This window comes from Streptomyces sp. NBC_01546 (assembly GCF_045208355.1).
Classification (GTDB): Bacteria; Actinomycetota; Actinomycetes; order Streptomycetales; family Streptomycetaceae; genus Streptomyces.
The window spans coordinates 8,053,792-8,073,033 of record NZ_CP109379.1; the positions used below are offsets into that span (position 1 = coordinate 8,053,792).

Here is a 19,242-nt window from a genome sequence, read left to right on the forward strand (position 1 = left end):
GGCGTGGTGGTCCTCCGGTCGGGCGGGTGGCTGTGCCCGATGGAACGGAGACGGCCACCCGCACGGTTCAGAAGGTGTCCACGTGCTGCCCGGCCTCGTCGTCCGCGTTGTTCATCGTGTCGACGGTGTCGTTGCCGGCGCTCACCACCGTGCCCAGCTTCTTCCTGATGTACGCGACGGTCTCGGTCAGGTTCTCGGTGGGCTTGTCGACCTGCTGGTGGTAAACCTGGCCGATCTCGTCCTGGCCGGCCGACTCCTTGTTGATCCGGTTGATCTCGACGATCTTCTGGTTGAGGTCGGTCAGGCACCGCTGGTAGTCGTCGTAGTAGGCGAACTTGTCCTTGAGGTCGCTCAGTACCTTGAGGTCCTCTCCCTCAGCCATTGAAGACCTCCTGCTTCCCGGTGGGGATCCTGCTCTCCGACTCGGCCGCGAACTCCTCCTGCTTCTTGTGGTGTTCGGACCTCGCACGCGCGGCCTCCTCCTCGGCGGCGAACTCCTCCTGCTTGGCGGCCTTCGCCTCCTCGCTCGCCTCTTCCAGGCCGAACGAGGAGCCCATCGCGCGCAGCGGCTTCATCAGCTCGTCCAAGTCGTCGGGCATGCCGGTCAGGCCGGTGACCATGCGCAGGTGCTCGCCGAAGTTGTCGAAGCCCTTGATCCGCTCGATCACCTGGGCGCCCATCGTGGCCCGGGCGTCGTTGAGTACGGTGACCAGCGCGGCGGACAGCTCGGCCGGTGCCATCGCCTGGTACGCCTTGGTGTGGAAGGTCATCGAGACGACCTGGCCCTGGGGGCCGACGGTGACCGACACCATGCGGTCCTTGGACGTGGCGGAGGCCGTCGCCGAGTCAAGGTCGCGCTTGGCCGCGAGCATCCTGTCCCGCTGCTCGTGCAGCGCCGACATCGCGTCTTTGATCTTGCCCTCGAAGTCGATGCTCATCGGTCACCTTTCGGATGGTTGGTGGAGTGTTTGGTGGATTGGTTCGGTGGTGTTCGGGGCGGCCGGGGGCGGATCAGCGGCCGATGACTCCGCTGACCGAGCCGGTGTCCGTGCCCCAGACCTCTTCGTCCTCGGTCAGCCAGGTGGTGCGCTGCCGGTCCTTGCCCTGGTTCGGCTGCCCGCCGGCGCCGCCCGCGCCGGGGCTCATCGGCGGCATCATCGGAGACTGCGGCGGCGCCTGGCCCTGGAGGGCGTCCCGCTGCTGCTGGGCGGCGGCGTTGGCCGCGGCCGCAGCCGGGTTGCCCGCCACGGAAGCGCCCCTCTGCGTCCCCCACTCGCCGATCCCGGTCATGCCGCCGACGGTCCCCGCGATGCCCTTGGGCTGCGCGCCGTTGACCAGGCCGCTGCCGGAGCCGCCGCCGGAGCCGAGACCGTCCAGGCCGGGGAACCTGCCTCCCCCCGAGGTGCCGCCGCTCTTGAACTCGAAGCTCGGGAGGCCGCCGGACTGGGTGTTGGGCTTGGGGACCGGACGCGAGTTGAGGGCGTGCTCGGCGTTCGTCAGCAGTTGGTGCGTACGGCTGATCGGCTTGCCGTCGGCGCCGACGACGATGCCGTCCTTGACGGTGGCTCCCTTGGGCAGCGTGTAGGGATTGCCGTTGGAGTCGAGCAGCGGCTTGCCGTTGGCGTCGACGACGGTGCCGTTCTCCAGGACCTTCGCCCCCTCGGGGAGCCGGATCTGGTCGTACGGGCTGCTGCCCGGCTGCAGCGGGCCCTGGGGCGGCCCGCCCGGAGGCAGCTGGCCCACCTTGGCGCCGGGCGGCGCGATGACGGGCTTGCCGCCCGGCCCCAGGACCGGATTGCCCTTCGGGTCGTAGACCTTGCCGTCCTTGCCGATGCGGGACCCCGGCGGCACCAGCACCGGCTTGCCGTCGGGACCGAGGACCGGCTTGCCGTTCTTGTCGAGCAACGGCACCCCCGCGCCCGTCCCGGAACCGCTGCCGGGTTTGAGGCTGCCGGGAAGGCCGCTCGGAGGCTTGTTACCCGGGCCGGCGCCCCCGCCGGGCTTGAGCTCGGGGGGCTTCTTCGGCCCGCCGGGGCCGCCGGCCCCGCCCTTCCCGTCGAGGGGGTTCTTGCCGCCCGGGTTGAGGGGGTTGTTCTGGGGGTTGGGGGGCGGCGTCGGACCCGTGCCGCCGCCGGGCATGCTGATGTTGGGCTGGTAGACGCCCTCCTTGAGCGCGCCCGCGAGCTTCGAGTACGCGGTGTCCAGCAGGCCGAGGTGGTTCTTCGCGGCCGTGTCCAGCTTCTCCAGGTTCGCGATCCAGAGCGCCTTCGCGGCGCTCTCGACCCCGTCGAGCCAGTAGGCCTGGCTGATGTCCGACTTGTCGTTGTCGACGATCTTCCAGACGTCCGGTTCATAGCCGTACGTGTCGCCGTACGAGTAGGCCTTCCAGGTGACCTGGAGCTCCGCTTTGGACATGACTTTCCAGAACGCGTCGTGCAGCACGTTCAACCCATTGGCGTTCCGCGTCACGTACCACTCGTCGAAGGCCGTGTTCATGCCCGTTGCGGACGCCTTGAGCTGGTCCTTGGCCGTCGTGATCAACGCCGCGTAGTCGCTCGGCGCCGTGATGTCGAGCCTGACCTTGCTCATCTCCACGTGGATCACGTTCAGGAACTTCTTGAACGCGCCGGCCGCGCTGCCCTTCCACTCGTCGGTGCCGGAGTCGACGGCGTCGCCCCATTTCTTGATGGTCGGCAGCCACTCGTCGAACCAGCCGACGATGCTCGTGACCTGGGCCGCCGCGTGCTCGAACGAGAGGGGGTTGACGACTTCGTTCTTGAAGGGCGAACCCACCAGCGGTGCGAGGTTCTTCTTGGGGTCGCTGAACCACAAGTTCCACTTGGATGTGGGGCTGTCGAACACGTTCTTCTTGTCGATGTTGAAACCCGCCACGAAGTGGACGGGGCTGGCGACGTTCTGGCCGTTCGCGTCCTGCAGCGTCGCGACACCGGTCCAGAACACGTCGAACGTCTTGGACCAGTCCTGGTTCGGATTGATGTCCTTGAGGACGCGGACGCCGTCGGTCGTGGTCCATCTGGCGGAACCGGGGCCCGCCACCGAATTGCGGTCCGCCAGCGAACCAGTGTCGGCCATGAAGACCTTGAGGGCTTCTTCCCAGTTCTTGTTCACCGGCATGATCGCGCGGAACTCCTGTCCGTGGGGCTGGGGGGATGTCTCGTCTACTTGGTGGGCGCCGAGGGTCCGGGGCTCTGCGTCTTGGCGCCCTGCTGGATCGAGTTGAGGATCTCCCACATCTCGGTGACGCTGACGGCGTCGTCGGCGGTGTTGTCGAGGATGAGCTTGATGGTCTTCAGGGTGAGGAAGCCGCTGTCGGCGACGCCGCGGAACACGTTCAGTCCGCTGACCACTTGGGCGCACATCGCCTTGAACCCCTCCTGCACCTCCTTGGCGCTCTGCAGCTGCCCCGTGTTGCCCGGAAGGATCTTGCCGTCGTCGCCGATGGAGTTCCCCTGCGCCCACTGGGTCAGGCCCGCCACGGCCGGGTCCTCCCCGAGGTCCTTGAGGAGGGTCTCGAACTTGTCCGCGAAGTCCAGCAGGACCTGTTCGGTGATCTTGAACGATCCCTTGTCGCCCTCGTCGTCCGAGTCTTCGTTGGGGGGCTTGGCCGCCATGCGCGCTCTCCTGCCTTCGGGTGGGCCGTGAGTGTCCGGCAGGAAGAACGGGGCCCCCGCGCCGCCCGGTTCACCCCCGGTACGGGAAACCCGGCCCGCGCGCGAGCGCCGTCGGGCCGGGTCCGGGAGCGCGGATCAGCGCTGGAACAGGTAGGCGCTCTTGCGGTCGCCGTTGCGGATGATGCCGTGGGCGTCGGCCAGGAGGTCGGCCCCCTTGTCGAACTGGGAGGACAGGCTCGCGTCCAGACTGTTGACCGCCTGCTTGAACTCGGCGAACTCCTTGGCCGCCTCACCGGTGAACTCGGTCCTGATGGCATCGAGCCGCTGGACGATGGTGTCGAGGGCGCCGTTCATGGTCGCGGCGACCTGCTTCATCCGGTCGTTGGCGTCCTGGAGGGCGCCGTGCTTGATGTCCATGTCCATTTCGCTCATGGCGATTCCTTACGTCAGTGGGGAGGGACGGCCGAAGACGGCGGCGTACGAGCGCCGACCGGGGCCTACTTGCCGAGGATGTCGTAGACGTCGCCGGACCAGAGGTCCATGTTCGACTCCGCCTCACCGGCGGTGTCCGTCATGACCCTGCTGGTGACGCCGACGGCCTCCAGGAGGTCCTTGTACTCGGCCATCACCGAGCGGTAGCCGCGCTGCCAGTTCTCGATCTTGGCGACGAACTTGGTGCCGGCCGCCGACACCATGCTCTGCGAGACCTGGCCCGAGATGTCCTCGGACTCCGTGTAGGCCCGCTCCATCGTCTGGAGGTGCCCCTCGAGTTCGTTGAGGGTCTGTGTGAGTACCGCGGACGAGACTTTGAGGTTGTCACCGGGGTTTTCGGGCACCTGATCTCCTTGGTCGGAACGTGTGTGGCGTGGGGTTCCCGGCAGGGTGAACGGGGCGGCACCGGCTCGGGGTTCACCGCCGGAGCAGAGCTCGCGGGGGCCGGTCAGCCACTCGCGGCGGCGCCCGGGCACGGTGCGTCCCCGGATCCGGGGAGGGGCTCCACCAGGCCCGCCGAGGCCAGCGCGGCCGGGTCCAGTCCGGGCCCGGTCGGCAGCAAGGCCAGGAGCGCCGAGGGCACGCCCGCCACCCGTGCGCCGCCGTAGCCGAGGGTCTTCACGGCCTCCGGCGACGGCAGCGCGTACTTCACGCCGTTGTCCGCCACCAGGTACGTCGTCCCGCCCGCGCCCGCTCCGGACAGCGCCCGCACCAGGGCCCCGCCACCGGGCCGTACGGAGATCCGGTCGGCCGTACCGCAGCCGAGCGCCACGCCCGGCTGGGGCGCGGGCGCCAGGCCCGAGACCGCCGCCGCCTCGACGATGCTCACCAGGGTGCGGGGCCCGCCCGGCGAGGGTTCCACCGCCGTGCACACGCTCTGCCCCGCCGCCGGTGCCACCAGCTTCGGCGGCGCCTCGGGCAGCCCGGAACCCGGCAGGGTCCCGGCCGGCGCCGGATGGGCCGCCAGATCGGCCGCGCCCACTGCCGCGGCGACCGCCGGCGCCCCCGCGTACGCCTCCCGCTGCGTCCGGGGGTCCCCGCGCAGCAGCTCGAAGAGGGTCTGGTTCAGCGGCGCCAGCCCCTGCTGGGTCAGGACGTACGGCTCCCCGGCCGGACCTGTGAACAACTGGCCGGTCCGGGTCTGCTGCCCGGCCAGCGCGGGCCCGGCCGAACCGCGCCCGGAGATCTCCGGCGGTGACAGATCGGGCCCGGCGGGCAGGGAATTGAGGAAGGACGGGGGCACCGCGAAGGGGGTGACGGAGCCGTAGCCGAGCGCCGCGCCGGCGCCCGCGGCGACGTCGAGCCGCAGCCGCCTGCCCTGCCACAGCACGTGCTGGGTACCGTCCGCGGTCGCCACCAGCAGGCCCTGCCCGGGCGACAGGGCCAGGCCCGGCGAGCCGTTCCCGACGGCCACCGAGAGCAGCGGCGCGGCCTGGCCCGACGCGGAACGGCCGGGCAGCCCGCAGACCAGCCAGGACCCCTCCGTCAGCGAGGACTTGGCGGGCAGACCGTCCGGCGCGCCGACGATCCCGACAGGCCCGCCGCGCGGCGCCGCCTTGAGCGAGTTCAGGCCGACCTGGGAGACGCTCATCTTCTCCCCGGCCACCAGCCGGGCACTGGCCTGGTTGAGCACCGGGCGCAGCTCCCCGCCGATGAACAGGTACCGCGCGCCCGTCTCCTTCACCACCACCAGGGTGCCGGGCTTGGCCCAACCGGCCGCCCCGCCCGGCTTGATGGCCCCGTACAGGCCCATGACCAGGGCGATCAGCATGGCGATGAACAGCCCGGTGCGGACCCCGCGGGTGGTCCGCCGGGTCGGGAGGTCCGGTGCGTCGGGTTCGCCCCGCAGCATGCCGGCCCCGAGCCTGCTCATCACGAACAGGTGCGCCTGTACCTGGTCGCGCCTGGACTGCATGTGAACTCCTCCGCAGATAAGGTCCTGCCGGGGCCGTGGCACGGCCGCTCCGGTCGGGTGCGCGCTCCCGCGCGCCACCCGGTCAGCCGCTGAGCCCGCGCACCCAGGCGAAGACGCCGGCCACGGCCAGCGCGAGCGGGAGCAGGCTCAGCGCCAGCGCGCTGTGCAGCAGGTCGCCGGCCCGGCCCCAGTACGGCAGCATCCGCCGCCCCGGCACGGTCCACGAGGCGATGGCGAGGGCCGAGGCCACGGCCGTCAGCCCGGCCAGCAGCCCCAGTCGGCCGGTGCCGCCGAGCGTGAGCGCCCACTGCCCGGTCAGCAGGGCCAGACCGTAGGCGCCGGGCAGGACCAGTGCCAGACGCTGCCACAGGGAGCCCACCTCGCGGGCGTGCAGGATCAACAGCAGGGACAGGGCCGCCGTCATCGCCGCGGGCGCCCAGCCGGAGGCCGCGGCGACAAGGGTGAGGCAGCCGGCGCAGAGCGCACCGGTCACCACGTGGAAGGCCGTCAGGTAGCCGTCAGCCACCGCGCTGCGGTCCAGTACGTCCTGTGCCGGGTACGGCTCGATGTCCTCCTGGAGTTCGTCGGCGGTGCGCGGCAGCGCCGGGAGCTTCAGTCCGGACAGCCGGAAGGCGAACCCGGGGAGGAACGCGCCGAACGCCACGACCAGCACGGCGAGCACCGCGGCCGTCTCCACGGCCGAGAGTCCCGCCAGCGTGATCGCCCCTGCCACGGCACCGGTCGCCGCCGTGATCAGCAGCCCCAGGAAGAGCGGAGCCGAACAGGCCACGGCCGAGAGCGCGAGGACCGCCGCGCCGGCCGCCGCCGAACTCCCCGCCAGCAGCCGGGCGGCCGTCAGGTCATCGCTGCCCGTCGGCAGCAGTGCACCGGCCAGGGCGAGGTAGGGCACCGCCGCCGCGCCGAGCGCCGTGCCCGCCCCGGCGTCGCCCACCGCCCGTGCGGCGCTGGCCGCGCCCAGCAGCAGCAGTCCGCCGATCACGCCGGCCGTGACCCCGCGCAGCGGCCCGATGTCGCCGGACAGGGCCAGCAGGGCCAGCCCGCCCGCCAGCGCGGCCAGCGCGAGGCCGAGCGCCACGTGGTGGGTGAGAGCGGGGCGCCACGAGTCGCCGCGCTGTTCCAGGCCGACCGCGACACCGTCGATGAGGTCGTCGAAGTGGACCGGCGGCAGCGTTTCGCGACGCAGCCGCAGGAACAGCTGATCGCCGTCCCGCAATCCCAGGGCCTCCGCCGACCGCTCGTCGTCCAGGGGCTCCTCACCGAGCCGCTGGAGCACCCAGCCGCCCGCCTCGACGGCCTCCTCGTCGAGGTCGTCCCCGGCGTAACCGATGATGGTCGCCAACAGGTCCGCCAGCGGTACGTCGCCCGGTACGGAGAGCTCCACCACCTTGTGCGGCCCGTGGAATCTCAACCGGCACAGTCCCGCCACCGCGCTACCGCTCACTGCCCGCGTGTCCTTCCCGCTGTCCATCCGGGGCGAGGCGCCCTCAGCGGCCAGATGAACGGGCCGATCCCAGCGGTGGGTTCAGCGGGCCCGGCGCAGTTCGCGCAGCAGGGCCTCGACGCCCTCGTCACCGCGCCGTCCGATGAGCACGGCGATCCAGCGGGTCACGACCTCCCGCTCGTCCTCGGTCCACCCGGCCGATGAGGGGTGCTCCTCCACCACCAGCACGCGCGCGAGCAGGCACAGCTCGTCGAAGGGCGCCGCGGACCGGCTGTCCAGGGCACCGGGCACGGCCGGCGGTGCGGGCCGCTCACCGGGCGCCGCGGACAGTCCCAGGAGCCGGGTCACCGCCTCGGTCACCTGGGAGGCGGCGGCCTCCGGCACGTCCAGGCCGGTCCCGGTGGCCGCAGGCTCTGGATCCTCTTCCGCGGGGACGGTGTCCCGTAGCCAAGAGCGCAGCAGCGAGCGGACCTCGTCCGCCGCCGCGTCATCGTCCCCGTACACCGGTCTCCCACCGCCGACACCGCCACGGCCAAGGCCCCGGCACCGCATGCTCCGCCTCGTCCGCCGTGGCGGCCGGCCGGCGCGATGGCCCGGTGACCACGCGTAGATGCACACACTCTCTCACCGCTAACCGTTCACCGCTTCCGCTCCGTCTGCGAACTCAACGTGTGCCCGGATCCCGGGGTTCACCGGCCGCCATCGGTGGTGCGTTGAACCGCCCCCCGCCATCCACCCGTTCCCCCTGGGCGAGGAGACCGCCGAACACAGTCGGCCGGCGAGGCGTGAGGAGCATTTTCGTTGAGCGTGGTGCTAGTCAACCGCCCACCACGGCGGCCGGGCCCCGAGATGCCGGACGGCGAGATCCAACTGCAGGAGCCGCCCGTACTGCCCGAGAAGCAGAGCGGCATGGGCAACATCATCACGATGGTGCCGATGGCGCTGTCCTCGCTGTCCATGGTGTTCATCTTCCTGCGGCCCAACGGCGGCCTCATGACGTACGTCGCGATGGGCACCATGGCCGTCTCCGCGATCGGCATGGTGGTCACCCAGATCATCCGGGGCAACACCGACCGCAAACAGGAGCTCACCGCCGAGCGGCGCGACTACCTGCGCTACCTCACCCAGATGCGGCGTCAAGTACGCAAGGACATCCGCAGCCAGCAAGAGGCGCTGGCCTGGCGCAACCCGGCCCCCGCCGAACTGGCCTCGCTGGTGCGGACGTCACGGCTCTGGGAGCGGCGCGCCTCCCATCCCGACTTCAGCGACGTACGGATCGCCGTCGGGTCGCAGCGGCTCGCGGTGCGCCTCGCCCCGCTCGCCACCAAGCCCGTGGAGGACCTCGAACCGCTCACCGCCCATGCCCTGCGGCGATTCATCCACGCGTACGCGACGGTGGCCGGGCAACCCGTCGCGATCCACCTGCGCGGCTTCGCGCAGGTCCTGATCCGTGCCGGGTCGACGGAATCCGGGCCCCCCGACCGCGCGGACGACAGGGCGGCGGCCGAGACCGGGTCGGCGGCCGGAACCGGGTCGGCGGCGCGGCCCGAGGAGCAGGTCCGCGCGCTGGCCCGCGCCGTCCTCGCCCAACTGGCCACGCTCCACGCACCCGACGAGCTGCGCATCGCCGTGGTCGCCGCCCCCGACCGCCGCGCCCACTGGGAGTGGATCAAGTGGCTGCCCCACGCGCTGCACCCGACCGAGACCGACGGCGTCGGCCCGCTCCGGCTGGTCGCCGGCACCATCGGCGAGCTGGAGCAGCTGCTGGGCGACGAATTCGGCGCCCGGCCGCCCTACGAACCCGACGCGACCCCGAGCCGCGACGAGCCGTACACGGTCGTCGTGCTGGACGGGGCGACGTTCGCCGCCCCGCACCGGGCGGCCCTCGGCGGCTACCGCAACGCCACCATGATCGACATCGGCTCCACCCTGGACTGGAAGCACAACCGGCTCACCCTCCGGCTGCGGATCACCGGCGGCTCGGGCGGCGCGGACAGCTCGGAAGGCACCCTGGAGATGGTGGGCGCCGACCGGAACCGCAAGGACGAGATCACCGTCCTCGGCTCCGCCGACACCCTGTCCCACGCCGCCGCCGCCCGGCTGGCCGCGCTCATGGCCCCGTACCGGCTGGGCGACAGCGTCGACGCGGGCGAGCCGCTGGCCACCGACTTCGACCTGACCGCCCTGCTCGGCATCCACGACCTCCACCGTTTCGACGTCATACAGCAGTGGGCGCTGCGCAACCAGGCGAACAAGCTGAAGGTCCCGCTCGGCCTCGGCCCCGACGGCACCCCCATCGACCTCGACATCAAGGAATCGGCGCAGGGCGGCATGGGCCCGCACGGCATGCTGATCGGCGCCACCGGCTCCGGCAAGTCCGAGCTGCTGCGTACGCTGGTCCTGGCCCTGGCCCTGACCCACTCCTCGGAGATCCTCAACTTCGTTCTGGTCGACTTCAAGGGCGGTGCGACCTTCCTCGGCCTCGACCGCCTCCCGCACACGTCCGCGGTCATCACCAACCTCGCCGACGAGGCCGAGCTGGTGGACCGCATGCGCGACGCCCTGCACGGCGAGATGATCCGCCGGCAGGAACTCCTGCGCTCCGCCGGAAACTACTCCTCCCTCCTGGAGTACGAGACCGCCCGAGCCGCGGGTACCCCGCTGGACCCCCTGCCCACCCTCTTCGTGGTGGTCGACGAGTTCTCCGAACTGCTGGCCGCCCACCGCGACTTCATGGACCTCTTCGTCATGATCGGCCGTCTCGGCCGCTCCCTGGGCGTCCACCTCCTGCTCGCCTCCCAGCGCCTCGACGAGGGCCGCGTCCACCAGCTCGAATCCCACCTGTCCTACCGGATCGGCCTGCGCACTTTCTCCGCGATGGAATCCCGGGGCGTCCTGGGCGTTCCCGACGCCTACCAGCTGCCCTCCCAGCCCGGCAACGGCTACCTGCGCAGCGACATCTCCACCCTCACCCGCTTCAAGGCCGCCTACGTCTCCGGCTCCTACAAGCAGAAGCGGCAGCCGGCCGCCCAACGCGCGTTGATCGAGGGCCAGGTCGTGGCCTTCGGCACCGAGTACGTCGCCTCCCGTACGCTGCCGGCCGCCGCATCGGAGGCGACGGAGGAGGCACAGGAGCAGGAGGCCGAGGAGACCCGCACGCTCCTCGACATCGCCGCCGAACGCCTCCTCGACGCGGGCCCGCCCGCGTACCAGGTGTGGCTGCCGCCCCTGGACGTACCGCCGACGCTGGACGAACTGCTGCCTCCGATCGCACCCCACCCCGAGTACGGGTTCACCGTCGAGGGCGGGCTGCGCGGGGCCCTCAAGGTCCCGGTCGGCCTCGTCGACCGCCCCTTCCAGCAGGTACGCGACCTGCTGGTGGCGGACCTCGGCGGGGCCGACGGGCACATCGGCGTGGCGGGCGCCCCGCAGTCCGGCAAGTCCACCCTGATCCGAACCCTGATGGCGGCCCTCGCGCTCACCCACACCCCGGCCGAAGTGCAGTTCTACTGTCTGGACTTCGGCGGCGGCACCCTCTCGGGCCTGCGGGGCCTCCCACACGTAGGCGGGATCACCGGACGGCACGACCCCGATCGGGTCATCCGGACCATCGCCGAGGTCAATTCGGTCATCACCCGCCGCGAGAAGTACTTCGCCGAGCTCGGCATCGACTCGGTCGCCGCCTTCCGCCGCAAGAAGGCGGCCGGGGACCTGCCCGACGACCCGCACGGAGACGTGTTCCTGGTCATCGACGGCTGGAACACCCTGCGCCAGGAGTTCATGGACCTGGTCCAGCCGCTCACCCTGATCTCCCAGCGCGGCCTCAACTACGGAGTCCACCTGCTCGTCGGCACCACGCGGTGGGGCGAGATCACCGGTGCGCTCCGCGACCAGCTCCAGACCCGGTTCGAGCTGCGCCTCGGCGACCCGGTGGACTCGGTGGTCAACATGCGGGCGGCGGGCAAGGTGCCCAAGGTGCCGGGGCGCGGGCTGACGGAGGACCAGATGCACTTCCTGTGCGCGCTGCCGCGGATGGACGGCATCGGCACCGCGCACGACCTGGGCGAAGGCCTCGGCGACCTGGTCGACGTCGTCACCGACCACTGGACGGGCCCGCGTGCCCCCGAGGTCCGGATGCTGCCACTGGTACTGGACGCCGCCGAACTGCCCGAACCGCACGGTTCGTTGCGGATTTCCCTCGGCCTCGAGGAACAGGACGTCCAGCCGCTGTGGCACGACTTCTCGCAGGACCCGCACCTGATCGTCGTCGGCGACAGCGAGTCCGGCAAGACCAACCTGCTCAAGCACATCACCACGCAGATCATGCGCGCGTACACGCCCGACCAGGCCCGCATCATGCTGGTCGACTTCCGGCGTGAGATGTACGAGACCGTGCCCGAGGAATACCGGCTCGGCTACGCGGTCTCCGCCGACCCCGTGCGGCAGATGGTCACGGGGGCCGCGAGGGCACTGGCCAACCGGGTGCCGTCCGCCGACATCACCCCGGACCGGCTGCGGGCGCGCGACTGGTGGAGCGGGCCGGAGCTGTTCGTGATCGTGGACGACTACGACCTGGTCGGCAGCGCGGTGTCGGCACACCCGTTCGCCGCGGTCCTCGACCACCTGGCCCAGGGCGTGGAGATCGGCCTGCACGTCATCGTCGCCCGGTCCGCGAACGGGGCAGGCCGCGCCATGGGGGACCAGCTCCTGCGCAAGCTCCAGGACGTCAACACCCCGGCCGTGCTGCTGTCGTGCCCGCCGACGGAGGGCTATCTCTTCGGCGGCACCAAGCCGAAGGTGCTGCCGGCCGGGCGCGCGCTGCACATCACGCGGCGCCGCACGGTGCAGCTGCAGACTCCGCTGCTCGACCCCGACAGCCAGAACCCGCAGATCGGAACCGACGGATGACCACCCAGCCGCTCACCTCCATCGCTGCGCCCACCGGATCGAGGCTGTGGCCCGTCGGCCCGCACTTGGTCATCGCCCCGGAGGAGGCCGAAGCCGCTCTGACGGCGGCCCTCGGCGGGCTGGACCCGCTTCCCGACGCCGTGCTGGTGCTGGCTGCGGCGCCGGACGCGGCTCCGGTTCTGCGCCGCGCCCTGCGGGAACTCGTCGACCTCGCGGCCGGACGCGGCGCGGCCCGTCTGGTGCTGGCCGCGTCCGGGCTCGCCGCGGCAGGCCCGGATGGCCGTCGGCCCGTCGAAGAGGTGGCGGCAGCGGCCCGCTTCCCGGTGATCGCCCCCGACGGCATGGTCACCGTCGACCCCGACGGCTCCCTGCAGGTCGCGCCGCCGGGCACCTGGTGGCTGTCCGAACCGGGCGTTCCCTCCCGGCGACTGGGCCCGGCCTGGCCGCCGGAGGTACCGGGAGGCGGACCCGACGGGGAGGCGGTTCCGGACCTGCTGCCGGACCTGCTGCCGGACCTGCTGTCGGGCCTGGAGACGCCGGAAGGGCCGGAAGAGCCGTCCCCGGACGGGGATCCCGCCGTGCAGACGCCCGTCGCGGAGCCCGCCGAGCCGGCCGTGGGCACTGAGCCCGAGGAGCCCCCGCCGCTCGCTCCGCCCGTACCCGTCGTGGCCGAGTCCCAGGACGGCGGTCACGGGTCCGGGACCGACCCAATCGGCGTCGTACTGCGCTCCGGTCCCGGGCACCGGCCGGTCCCGGGCGGGTTCTGGCTGGGCGGGGTGCCGGAGGGAGTCGAGGCGCTGATCGGTGTCAGGCCCGGTGACCTCCTCCTCGGGGTGGGTTCACCGCAACGGCCGGTGCTGCCCGCCGCCGAGCTGCTGGACCTCGTACCCGAAGTCGCTGCGGAGCGGAACGGTCTTCTGCTCAGCGCCCCATGGGCCGCCCCGGCCGAACTCACCGCCATGGCCGTGGCGCTGGCCGCCCGGCTCGGCCGGGACGTGCGCGCGGCCATCGGCCTGCCCGTGCGCACCGCCGACGACTACGCCACCTCGTTCCTCGACGAGCGGGGCGCGCCCGCCTGGCAGCCCCTGCTGGTCGAGCTCACCGCCTCGCCCGGGCACCGTCGCGTGGTGCCCTCGGCGTGGCTGCGGCTGCCCGGACTCGACGCACTCGCCCCGGCCGTTCACCGGACCGGGACCGAGGGCTGGGTGCTGGAGACCGTGCCGGCCGGGCTCTGGCTGCGCCCGGTGGGCCGCTCGGCCAACCCCTGGCCCAGGATGCTGCACCGGGATCCGGCCCGGCCGGTGCTGGTGGTGGGGGAGCGGGACCGGGACATCGCCCCGGAGGTATGGGAGGCGCTGCCCGAGGTGCTGGCCGCACTGCCGGATCTGGGCGCGGCGGCTCCGTACGGCCTGCTGGTCCAGGGCAACCGGGCCGACCAGGCCGAGACGCGGGCGTTCGCCACGGCGCACGGCTTGGACTGGCTCGGTCAGACTCCGGCCCGGCCCGTGCCGCGCACGTCCGCCCCGGGGCCGACCCCCGATTCCGCGCCCGCACCGGCGGCGCAGCCCGCGCCGTCACCGTCCCCCGCCTCCACGGAAGCCGTCCCCGCCCAGGCTGCCCTGGGACCGGGCGGTCAGAGCGGGCCCGAAGACCGGGCCGCCCTCAAGGAGCTGCTCGGCCAGCGCTATCACCTCCTTGCCAGCAAGACCGAATTGCTCGCCACCCGGCTGCCCGCTCTCCGCTCCACCCCGCAGGACGACCTCAAGCCGGACATGGTCGCCATCGCGCTCTACCAGGCCGACACCCCCGAACCGGCCTCCCGAGCCGACCTGGCCGCGGCCGCCCGAACCGCGGAGCCCGGGCCGTTCACCCCGCTGCTGCGCTGTCTCGGCTCGGGCCTGCGCCGCCTGCCCGGCCACTACGGGGCCGTCATGCTGGCCGCCCCGGCCGAAGAGGTCCCGTTGGACCGGTACATGCCCGGCTCCCTGCTCGTCGAGCCTGCTCCGGTGGCTGCCATTGCGGCGTGCGACGCCGACCTGGAAGGTCCCGTCGAGTTCGGCATCTGGTCCACCACCGGCCGCCGTACGTCCGTGTTCGCCGGCCCGGAGGCCGAGCCCGAGGTGGTGTTCCCACCGGGAACCGCCTTCTCCGTCCTGGCGCTCAGCCCGCCGGACGACGACGAAGGGCCGATCCGGGTGCTGCTCCGCGAGATCTCGCCCGCCGAGGCCGAGTCGGCAGGTCACGGCACGACACCCTCCGGCGCAACCGACGGCCGGTCCCGGGAACGGGACGAACAGGCGCGAGCCCGGCTGACCGCATGGTTCGAGCGCAGGGACATGCTCCCACCGCAGGAGCGCCGCCCGCTGCCGGACCCGATCCGCTTCCACCTGGCTCCGGGAGCCGGTTGAGCAGTCAACACCCTGAGCCGACGACCTGCGTCGCTGAGAACCGTTCAACTACGCCCGCAACCGCCACCCCCGACGGGCTGGACGCGCTGACCATCATCAGCGAGCGGCTCGTCGTGGCAGTCCCGGCTGGGCACCCCCTGGCGGGACAGCGGCGGGTCACCCTGCACGACCTGGTTGCCTACCCGATCGCGTGCATGCCGCCCGGCACCGGCCTGCGCACGGTATTCGACCAGGCCTGCGCCGCACAGAGCCTCCGACCCGCGATCACCCTGCAGGCCAGCGCCGCGGATGCCATTGCCGACCTCGCCGCCCGCGGGCTCGCCGTCGCCGTCCTCAGCAACTCCATGGCCACGCGCTACCGCGACCGGCTCACCGCCCGCACCATCGATGACCTCGAAACACCCGCGTTGCTCGCCCTGATCTGGAAGAACACGCACAGCCCCGCGGTGCGTGAGTTGCTCGTGCACAGCCGACAAGCATTCACCGAGCCCGACCCTGCTTAGCGGGAACACCCCCGTCAAGATCCGCTCGACATGTGTCTTCGACTTACTTGGCTGCGCCAATAGGAGCCGACCCGGCGAGCTCCGCCATCACGGCAGTTGGCAGGGACGGGTTGGCGGCAGCGGCCTCCACCACTTGCCGATCGTGGTCGGAGAGCGCGACGACCCGTACGTCCGGATCGGCGGCGAGTGTCTCGCGCGCATCGGCCGGAAGCCCGGGACAGGCGGCCGGCTTCGCCCGGTGCCAGGCGTCGGGGTGCTGGGCGAAGAGCCGCGCCCACTCCGGGCCACCGGAACACTCGTCGTCCGCGTCCGCGACCGCGATCAGGCGCCCGACCGGCTCGCAGGGCAGAGCCTCATCGACGCCGAGGCCGCACATCATTCCCGCTCGTCCCGCGCTTGTCTCACTGTGGGCGCACGCCGTACGCATCTTGCATACAGTGTTCCGATCTGAGTACAGTGTTCGCAACGAGAGAATGTTGTACGCACCGGATGGGAGCAGGCATGTCGAACAACGTGGGCTGGGATGAGCGGGGCAACTGGGACGCCACGGGCGCGTGGGGGTCCCGGGATTCTGCGGGCCGGAATCTGGACCTCGCCCACTGGCAGGCCCGCCTCGATGCTCTGCGCGCCAAGCATCACGTCCCGGGCGCGTCTCTCGCACTCCTCGTCGACGGGACCGTCCACGAACTGGCCAGCGGCGTGCTGCACCGCGGAACGGGCGTGGAGGCGACGACCGACTCGGTCTTCCAGATGGGCTCGATAGCCAAGGTCTACACCGCCACCCTCATCATGCAGCTCGCCGAATCAGGTGAACTGGACCTGGATGCCCCGGTCGTGGACGTACTGCCGGAGTTCTCGGTCGCCGACCCCGAGGCGACCAGGGCGATCACCACACGCCAGTTGCTCAGCCACACCGGCGGTCTCACCTGTGACTTCACGCACGACAGCGGACGCGGTGACGACTGTCTCGCCAAGTACGTCGAGGCCGCGAAGGGCGTGGCGCTCGACTGCCCGCCCGGCACCGTGATCTCCTACAGCAGCGTCGGCTACAACGTGCTCGGCCGGATCATCGAGGTGGCCACCGGCAAGGTCTGGGACCAGGCGCTGAAGGACCTGCTCCTGACCCCGCTCGGCCTGACGCACACCATGACGCTGCCTGAGGAGGCGCTGCGGTTCCGCGCGGCGATGGGGCACTTGGGCGAGCCGGGCCAGGACCCGGACCCTGCACCGGAATGGGACCTGATGCCGCGCTCGGCGGGACCCTACGGCAGGGTCATCGCCACCGCCGGAGACCTCGCCCGGCTCGCGCGGATGCACCTGGCCGGTGGCGTGGCCGAGGACGGCACGCGCGTGCTCTCCGAGGAGACGGTCGCGCTGATGCAGCGCCGGGTGGTGGACTGTCCCGACAAGTGGACGGTCAGCTCGGACGGCTGGGGCCTGGGCTGGACCCTGTACGACTGGAACGGCGTCCAGGGCTACGGGCACGACGGCGCCTCGATCGGGCAGTACGGCTACCTGCGCGTGGTGCCGTCGGCGGGCGTCGCGGTCGCGCTGCTCACCAACGGCGGTGGCGCACGGGAGGTGTACGCGACTCTCTACCGCGAACTCCTCGCCGAACTCGCCGGGGTGACCATGCCGGAGCCCTTCGCCCCGCAGGCCCAGCCGCCCGTGGTCGACTTCGCACGGCTGGTCGGCACGTACCGTCGTGAGGGCGTGGTCATCACCGTGACCGAGCGGGACGGCGCGGGCCACGCGCTGTACGAATTCGTCGACGGCATGAAGGATTTCTCCGAGCCCCTTCAGATCGATCTGCTGCCGGTGACGGAGACGGTCTTCGCCGGTACGGGAGTGGGCGCGGCATTCAGCGAGGACTACACGCCCGTGGTCTTCTCCACGCTGCCCGACGGCACGGGCTGCGTCTACATCGGCATGCGCTGCGGCCCCAAGAGCGCGTAGAACCCGGCTGCGCCGGCCGGAGCTCGGGCCTCCTGCCGGTGAGCCCCGGTGGCCGCAGCCGGGCGCAGGCGCCCCGGGATACTTCGCACCGTCGTCGGCGGCTCGGGATTTGGGCGGTGCCCCTCCTGTGTTCCGGGGTCTGGTGTAAGGACGCCGATCCTGTCCGAATGAACCGCCCCTACCCGGGCAGGCGCAGTACGGGTCGGGTGGATCCTGGCGCCCCGGTCATGAAGTGGAGGCGAGTTGCGCATGACAGAGAGCGCGAGCCCCTACATGCCCACGGCGCGGGTCACGGTACTCGGCGTGCAGCCCGGTGACCCGCCGTTCCGGATCGTGGAGATCGACGGCGAGGTGGTCAGCACCGCCCGGTCCATGACGGACGTGCTCCTGATCGCCGCGCGCGGCGGCATCACGATCCACGACCTGGACGACCAGGACGAGGTCAGGTGGGTCGGCGGCGGGAAGTTCCGCTGGAGGGCACGCTGAGGCGGTGTTCACGCTGTGTGTGCTCACGGGCCGACTACGTGCTCATGAGGCCGCACTGGCCGCGCAGGACCCCGTGGACCGCTCACGCATCGAGCGTCAGGTCGGGCGATTCGGTCTGCTCGTCGGAGGGCAGCAGGTCCTTGGCTCTGCGCTCCATCAGGACCGGCAGGTAAGTGCGCACTCGTGCATACCTGAGTTCTTCGTACGCCGTCCGCACTGAGTCTTCCACCACCTCGGCGTCCACCTCGGGGTGGGCCTTGACCAGTCGTTCCGCGACATGGCGGATGGTGAGGGCATCCTCCGGCTCCGCCATCACGCACCTCAGCCTTCCTTCGGGGACAGCCGTTCCTCAGTCTGGCGGAGCGGAAGTCACCCCGGAAGTCGATCTTCCGCCGCTCTGTCCGCCATCGCCAGTACCCGCGGCTGGAACCTGCTGCGCCCATCGCGACGGTCAGCGGTGGGCGAGTGGCTGGCGTCACCGCACCGAGGTCCCCCCAGTCGGCTCAGGCCCGCGCCACCGTCGATGCGTCGGCCGATGACTGAGCTCCGGTCGATCAGGCCCAGGGCCGTTAGACGGGCGGCGAGCGTACCGAAGATCTGCTCGCTCGGCGGCGTCGCCAGCGGCCGCCAAGAGCGCGGACCGCGTGACGTCCTGGCAGTTCTGGCGCCCGGTACCGTGGGCCGCGGGAAGTGGCTTCAGAGACAGGGGCGGCTCGATGGAGGGCTTCACGGCGTGGCCGCTGCGGCACCCGGGGGATGAGGGCGCAATCGGTGAACTCGCCAGGAAGGCCGCCGCTGACCCGAACTGGCCCGAAGGCCCGAACAGGCTGCAGACCTTCACCGATCACCTGGAGGGCGGCGGTGCCACCCGAACGACGCTGCAGAACCTCACGGATGCCTGGATCCAGTACGCCTCCCGCTGAAGGCCTTCAGTAATGTCCGCACCCGCTTGATCCCCGCTTTGGCACCCATGCCGGCCCATCGAGCCGCCCCGAGTGCGGCCGGACGGCTTCGCGTGAGATTGCTTCATTTCCGTCAGGCGTCGAAGCGGCGGTGGGAGGCCTCGATGTGACCGAAGTACCGGTGGGTCCCGTCGCACAGTCCGTCGATCGTCAGGGAGTTGGCCGCCTGAGGTCCGCATCGTCGGGCGACCTTGTGGTGACCCTACCGGCAGGTGTCGATCGCAACCGGGTCGAAGCTCGTCTTCATCGCCGGACAGGTCGCCTGGCACGCCGACGGCGTCACGGTCGGTGAAGGCGACCTCGCCCGCTCAGGTCGAGCAGTGCTATCTCAACATCGGCACCGCCCTGGCAGACGTCGGTGCCTCCTTCGCCGACGTGGCGAAGCTGACCCTCGACGTCGTCGACTGGATCCCCCGACAAGATGCCCCTGCTGATGGAGGGGATCGCGGCCTCGGCCCTCCTGGTCGGCTCCTCTCGCCGTAGAGCTCCAGGCTCTTGGAGGGTCTTCGCCCCGGCTC

At 71.5% G+C, this 19,242-nt stretch carries 16 protein-coding genes and 2 pseudogenes; 7 read left to right on the plus strand and 11 right to left on the minus strand.

What is annotated here, in order from left to right; translation table 11 throughout:
• Positions 1–67 precede the first annotated feature (67 nt).
• From OHA89_RS36680 to OHA89_RS36720, 9 genes are all read right to left on the minus strand, one after another.
• Positions 68–382: a hypothetical protein gene (locus OHA89_RS36680; protein ID WP_215150354.1), complete on the minus strand. Its 315-nt coding sequence runs from the start codon at positions 380–382 to the stop codon at positions 68–70.
• The gene (locus tag OHA89_RS36685) at positions 375–938 is read right to left on the minus strand and encodes a YbaB/EbfC family nucleoid-associated protein (protein ID WP_257558924.1); all 564 of its coding nucleotides are present in this window, start codon (positions 936–938) and stop codon (positions 375–377) included. The genes OHA89_RS36680 and OHA89_RS36685 overlap by 8 nt, the downstream gene beginning before the upstream one ends.
• A gap of 73 nt (positions 939–1,011) precedes the next feature.
• The gene (locus OHA89_RS36690; protein ID WP_266616483.1) at positions 1,012–3,135 is read right to left on the minus strand and encodes a hypothetical protein; all 2,124 of its coding nucleotides are present in this window, start codon (positions 3,133–3,135) and stop codon (positions 1,012–1,014) included.
• 44 nt (positions 3,136–3,179) lie between these two features.
• On the minus strand, positions 3,180–3,632 hold the full coding sequence (locus OHA89_RS36695; RefSeq protein ID WP_257558928.1) for a hypothetical protein: 453 nt from the start codon (positions 3,630–3,632) through the stop codon (positions 3,180–3,182).
• Positions 3,633–3,767: 135 nt separating this feature from the next.
• Positions 3,768–4,064, minus strand: a complete 297-nt coding sequence (locus tag OHA89_RS36700; protein WP_215150362.1) for a WXG100 family type VII secretion target — start codon at positions 4,062–4,064, stop codon at positions 3,768–3,770.
• A 65-nt stretch (positions 4,065–4,129) separates the two neighbouring features.
• Positions 4,130–4,468: a hypothetical protein gene (locus OHA89_RS36705; protein WP_215150364.1), complete on the minus strand. Its 339-nt coding sequence runs from the start codon at positions 4,466–4,468 to the stop codon at positions 4,130–4,132.
• Between the two features lie 104 nt (positions 4,469–4,572).
• A complete protein-coding gene (gene eccB, locus OHA89_RS36710) occupies positions 4,573–6,039 on the minus strand; it encodes a type VII secretion protein EccB (RefSeq protein ID WP_266616479.1) in 1,467 nt (488 codons plus the stop codon).
• A gap of 82 nt (positions 6,040–6,121) precedes the next feature.
• Entirely contained in the window at positions 6,122–7,501 is a 1,380-nt protein-coding gene (gene eccD, locus OHA89_RS36715) for a type VII secretion integral membrane protein EccD (RefSeq protein ID WP_406368031.1), read from the minus strand.
• A gap of 81 nt (positions 7,502–7,582) precedes the next feature.
• Positions 7,583–8,005 carry a hypothetical protein gene (locus OHA89_RS36720; RefSeq protein WP_266616475.1) on the minus strand — a complete coding sequence of 141 codons (423 nt, stop codon included), beginning with the start codon at positions 8,003–8,005 and terminating at the stop codon, positions 7,583–7,585.
• Between the two features lie 297 nt (positions 8,006–8,302).
• Here OHA89_RS36720 and eccCa point away from each other — a divergent pair, with 297 nt between their 5' ends.
• The 3 genes and pseudogenes from eccCa to OHA89_RS36735 all read left to right on the plus strand — a co-directional run.
• Positions 8,303–12,409: a type VII secretion protein EccCa gene (eccCa, locus tag OHA89_RS36725; protein WP_406368032.1), complete on the plus strand. Its 4,107-nt coding sequence runs from the start codon at positions 8,303–8,305 to the stop codon at positions 12,407–12,409.
• A complete protein-coding gene (locus tag OHA89_RS36730) occupies positions 12,406–14,817 on the plus strand; it encodes a hypothetical protein (RefSeq protein ID WP_406368033.1) in 2,412 nt (803 codons plus the stop codon). The genes eccCa and OHA89_RS36730 overlap by 4 nt, the downstream gene beginning before the upstream one ends.
• 56 nt (positions 14,818–14,873) lie before the next feature.
• A pseudogene (locus OHA89_RS36735) lies at positions 14,874–15,320 on the plus strand (LysR substrate-binding domain-containing protein); the annotation flags it as partial.
• A gap of 43 nt (positions 15,321–15,363) precedes the next feature.
• Here OHA89_RS36735 and OHA89_RS36740 read toward each other — a convergent pair.
• Complete coding sequence (locus tag OHA89_RS36740) at positions 15,364–15,699, minus strand: hypothetical protein (RefSeq protein ID WP_266616470.1); 336 nt, start codon at positions 15,697–15,699, stop codon at positions 15,364–15,366.
• 122 nt (positions 15,700–15,821) lie between these two features.
• On the opposite strand from OHA89_RS36740, the gene OHA89_RS36745 reads away from it, so the two are divergent.
• Together OHA89_RS36745 and OHA89_RS36750 are read left to right on the plus strand one after the other, a co-directional pair.
• Positions 15,822–17,276 carry a serine hydrolase gene (locus OHA89_RS36745; protein WP_266616467.1) on the plus strand — a complete coding sequence of 485 codons (1,455 nt, stop codon included), beginning with the start codon at positions 15,822–15,824 and terminating at the stop codon, positions 17,274–17,276.
• Between the two features lie 249 nt (positions 17,277–17,525).
• On the plus strand, positions 17,526–17,762 hold the full coding sequence (locus OHA89_RS36750) for a hypothetical protein (RefSeq protein WP_266616465.1): 237 nt from the start codon (positions 17,526–17,528) through the stop codon (positions 17,760–17,762).
• 82 nt (positions 17,763–17,844) lie between these two features.
• Here OHA89_RS36750 and OHA89_RS36755 read toward each other — a convergent pair whose 3' ends face one another.
• Positions 17,845–18,075, minus strand: a complete 231-nt coding sequence (locus OHA89_RS36755; protein ID WP_266616463.1) for a three-helix bundle dimerization domain-containing protein — start codon at positions 18,073–18,075, stop codon at positions 17,845–17,847.
• 403 nt (positions 18,076–18,478) lie between these two features.
• Here OHA89_RS36755 and OHA89_RS36760 point away from each other — a divergent pair, with 403 nt between their 5' ends.
• A complete protein-coding gene (locus OHA89_RS36760) occupies positions 18,479–18,685 on the plus strand; it encodes a YozE family protein (protein WP_266616462.1) in 207 nt (68 codons plus the stop codon).
• A 251-nt stretch (positions 18,686–18,936) separates the two neighbouring features.
• Positions 18,937–19,193 (plus strand): annotated as a pseudogene (locus OHA89_RS36765) (RidA family protein); the annotation flags it as partial.
• Between the last annotated feature and the right edge of the window lie 49 nt (positions 19,194–19,242).

Bases quoted from the DNA above. Each gene is read 5' to 3' on its own strand.
- eccB (WP_266616479.1), bottom strand. From the start codon at position 6,039: ATGCAGTCCAGGCGCGACCAGGTACAGGCGCACCTGTTCGTGATGAGC.
- OHA89_RS36685 (WP_257558924.1), bottom strand. From the start codon at position 938: ATGAGCATCGACTTCGAGGGCAAGATCAAAGACGCGATGTCGGCGCTG.
- OHA89_RS36695 (WP_257558928.1), bottom strand. From the start codon at position 3,632: ATGGCGGCCAAGCCCCCCAACGAAGACTCGGACGACGAGGGCGACAAG.
- OHA89_RS36755 (WP_266616463.1), bottom strand. From the start codon at position 18,075: ATGGCGGAGCCGGAGGATGCCCTCACCATCCGCCATGTCGCGGAACGA.
- OHA89_RS36680 (WP_215150354.1), bottom strand. From the start codon at position 382: ATGGCTGAGGGAGAGGACCTCAAGGTACTGAGCGACCTCAAGGACAAG.
- OHA89_RS36700 (WP_215150362.1), bottom strand. From the start codon at position 4,064: ATGAGCGAAATGGACATGGACATCAAGCACGGCGCCCTCCAGGACGCC.
- OHA89_RS36690 (WP_266616483.1), bottom strand. From the start codon at position 3,135: ATGCCGGTGAACAAGAACTGGGAAGAAGCCCTCAAGGTCTTCATGGCC.
- OHA89_RS36745 (WP_266616467.1), top strand. From the start codon at position 15,822: ATGTCGAACAACGTGGGCTGGGATGAGCGGGGCAACTGGGACGCCACG.
- OHA89_RS36740 (WP_266616470.1), bottom strand. From the start codon at position 15,699: ATGATGTGCGGCCTCGGCGTCGATGAGGCTCTGCCCTGCGAGCCGGTC.
- OHA89_RS36750 (WP_266616465.1), top strand. From the start codon at position 17,526: ATGACAGAGAGCGCGAGCCCCTACATGCCCACGGCGCGGGTCACGGTA.
- OHA89_RS36730 (WP_406368033.1), top strand. From the start codon at position 12,406: ATGACCACCCAGCCGCTCACCTCCATCGCTGCGCCCACCGGATCGAGG.
- OHA89_RS36760 (WP_266616462.1), top strand. From the start codon at position 18,479: ATGGAGGGCTTCACGGCGTGGCCGCTGCGGCACCCGGGGGATGAGGGC.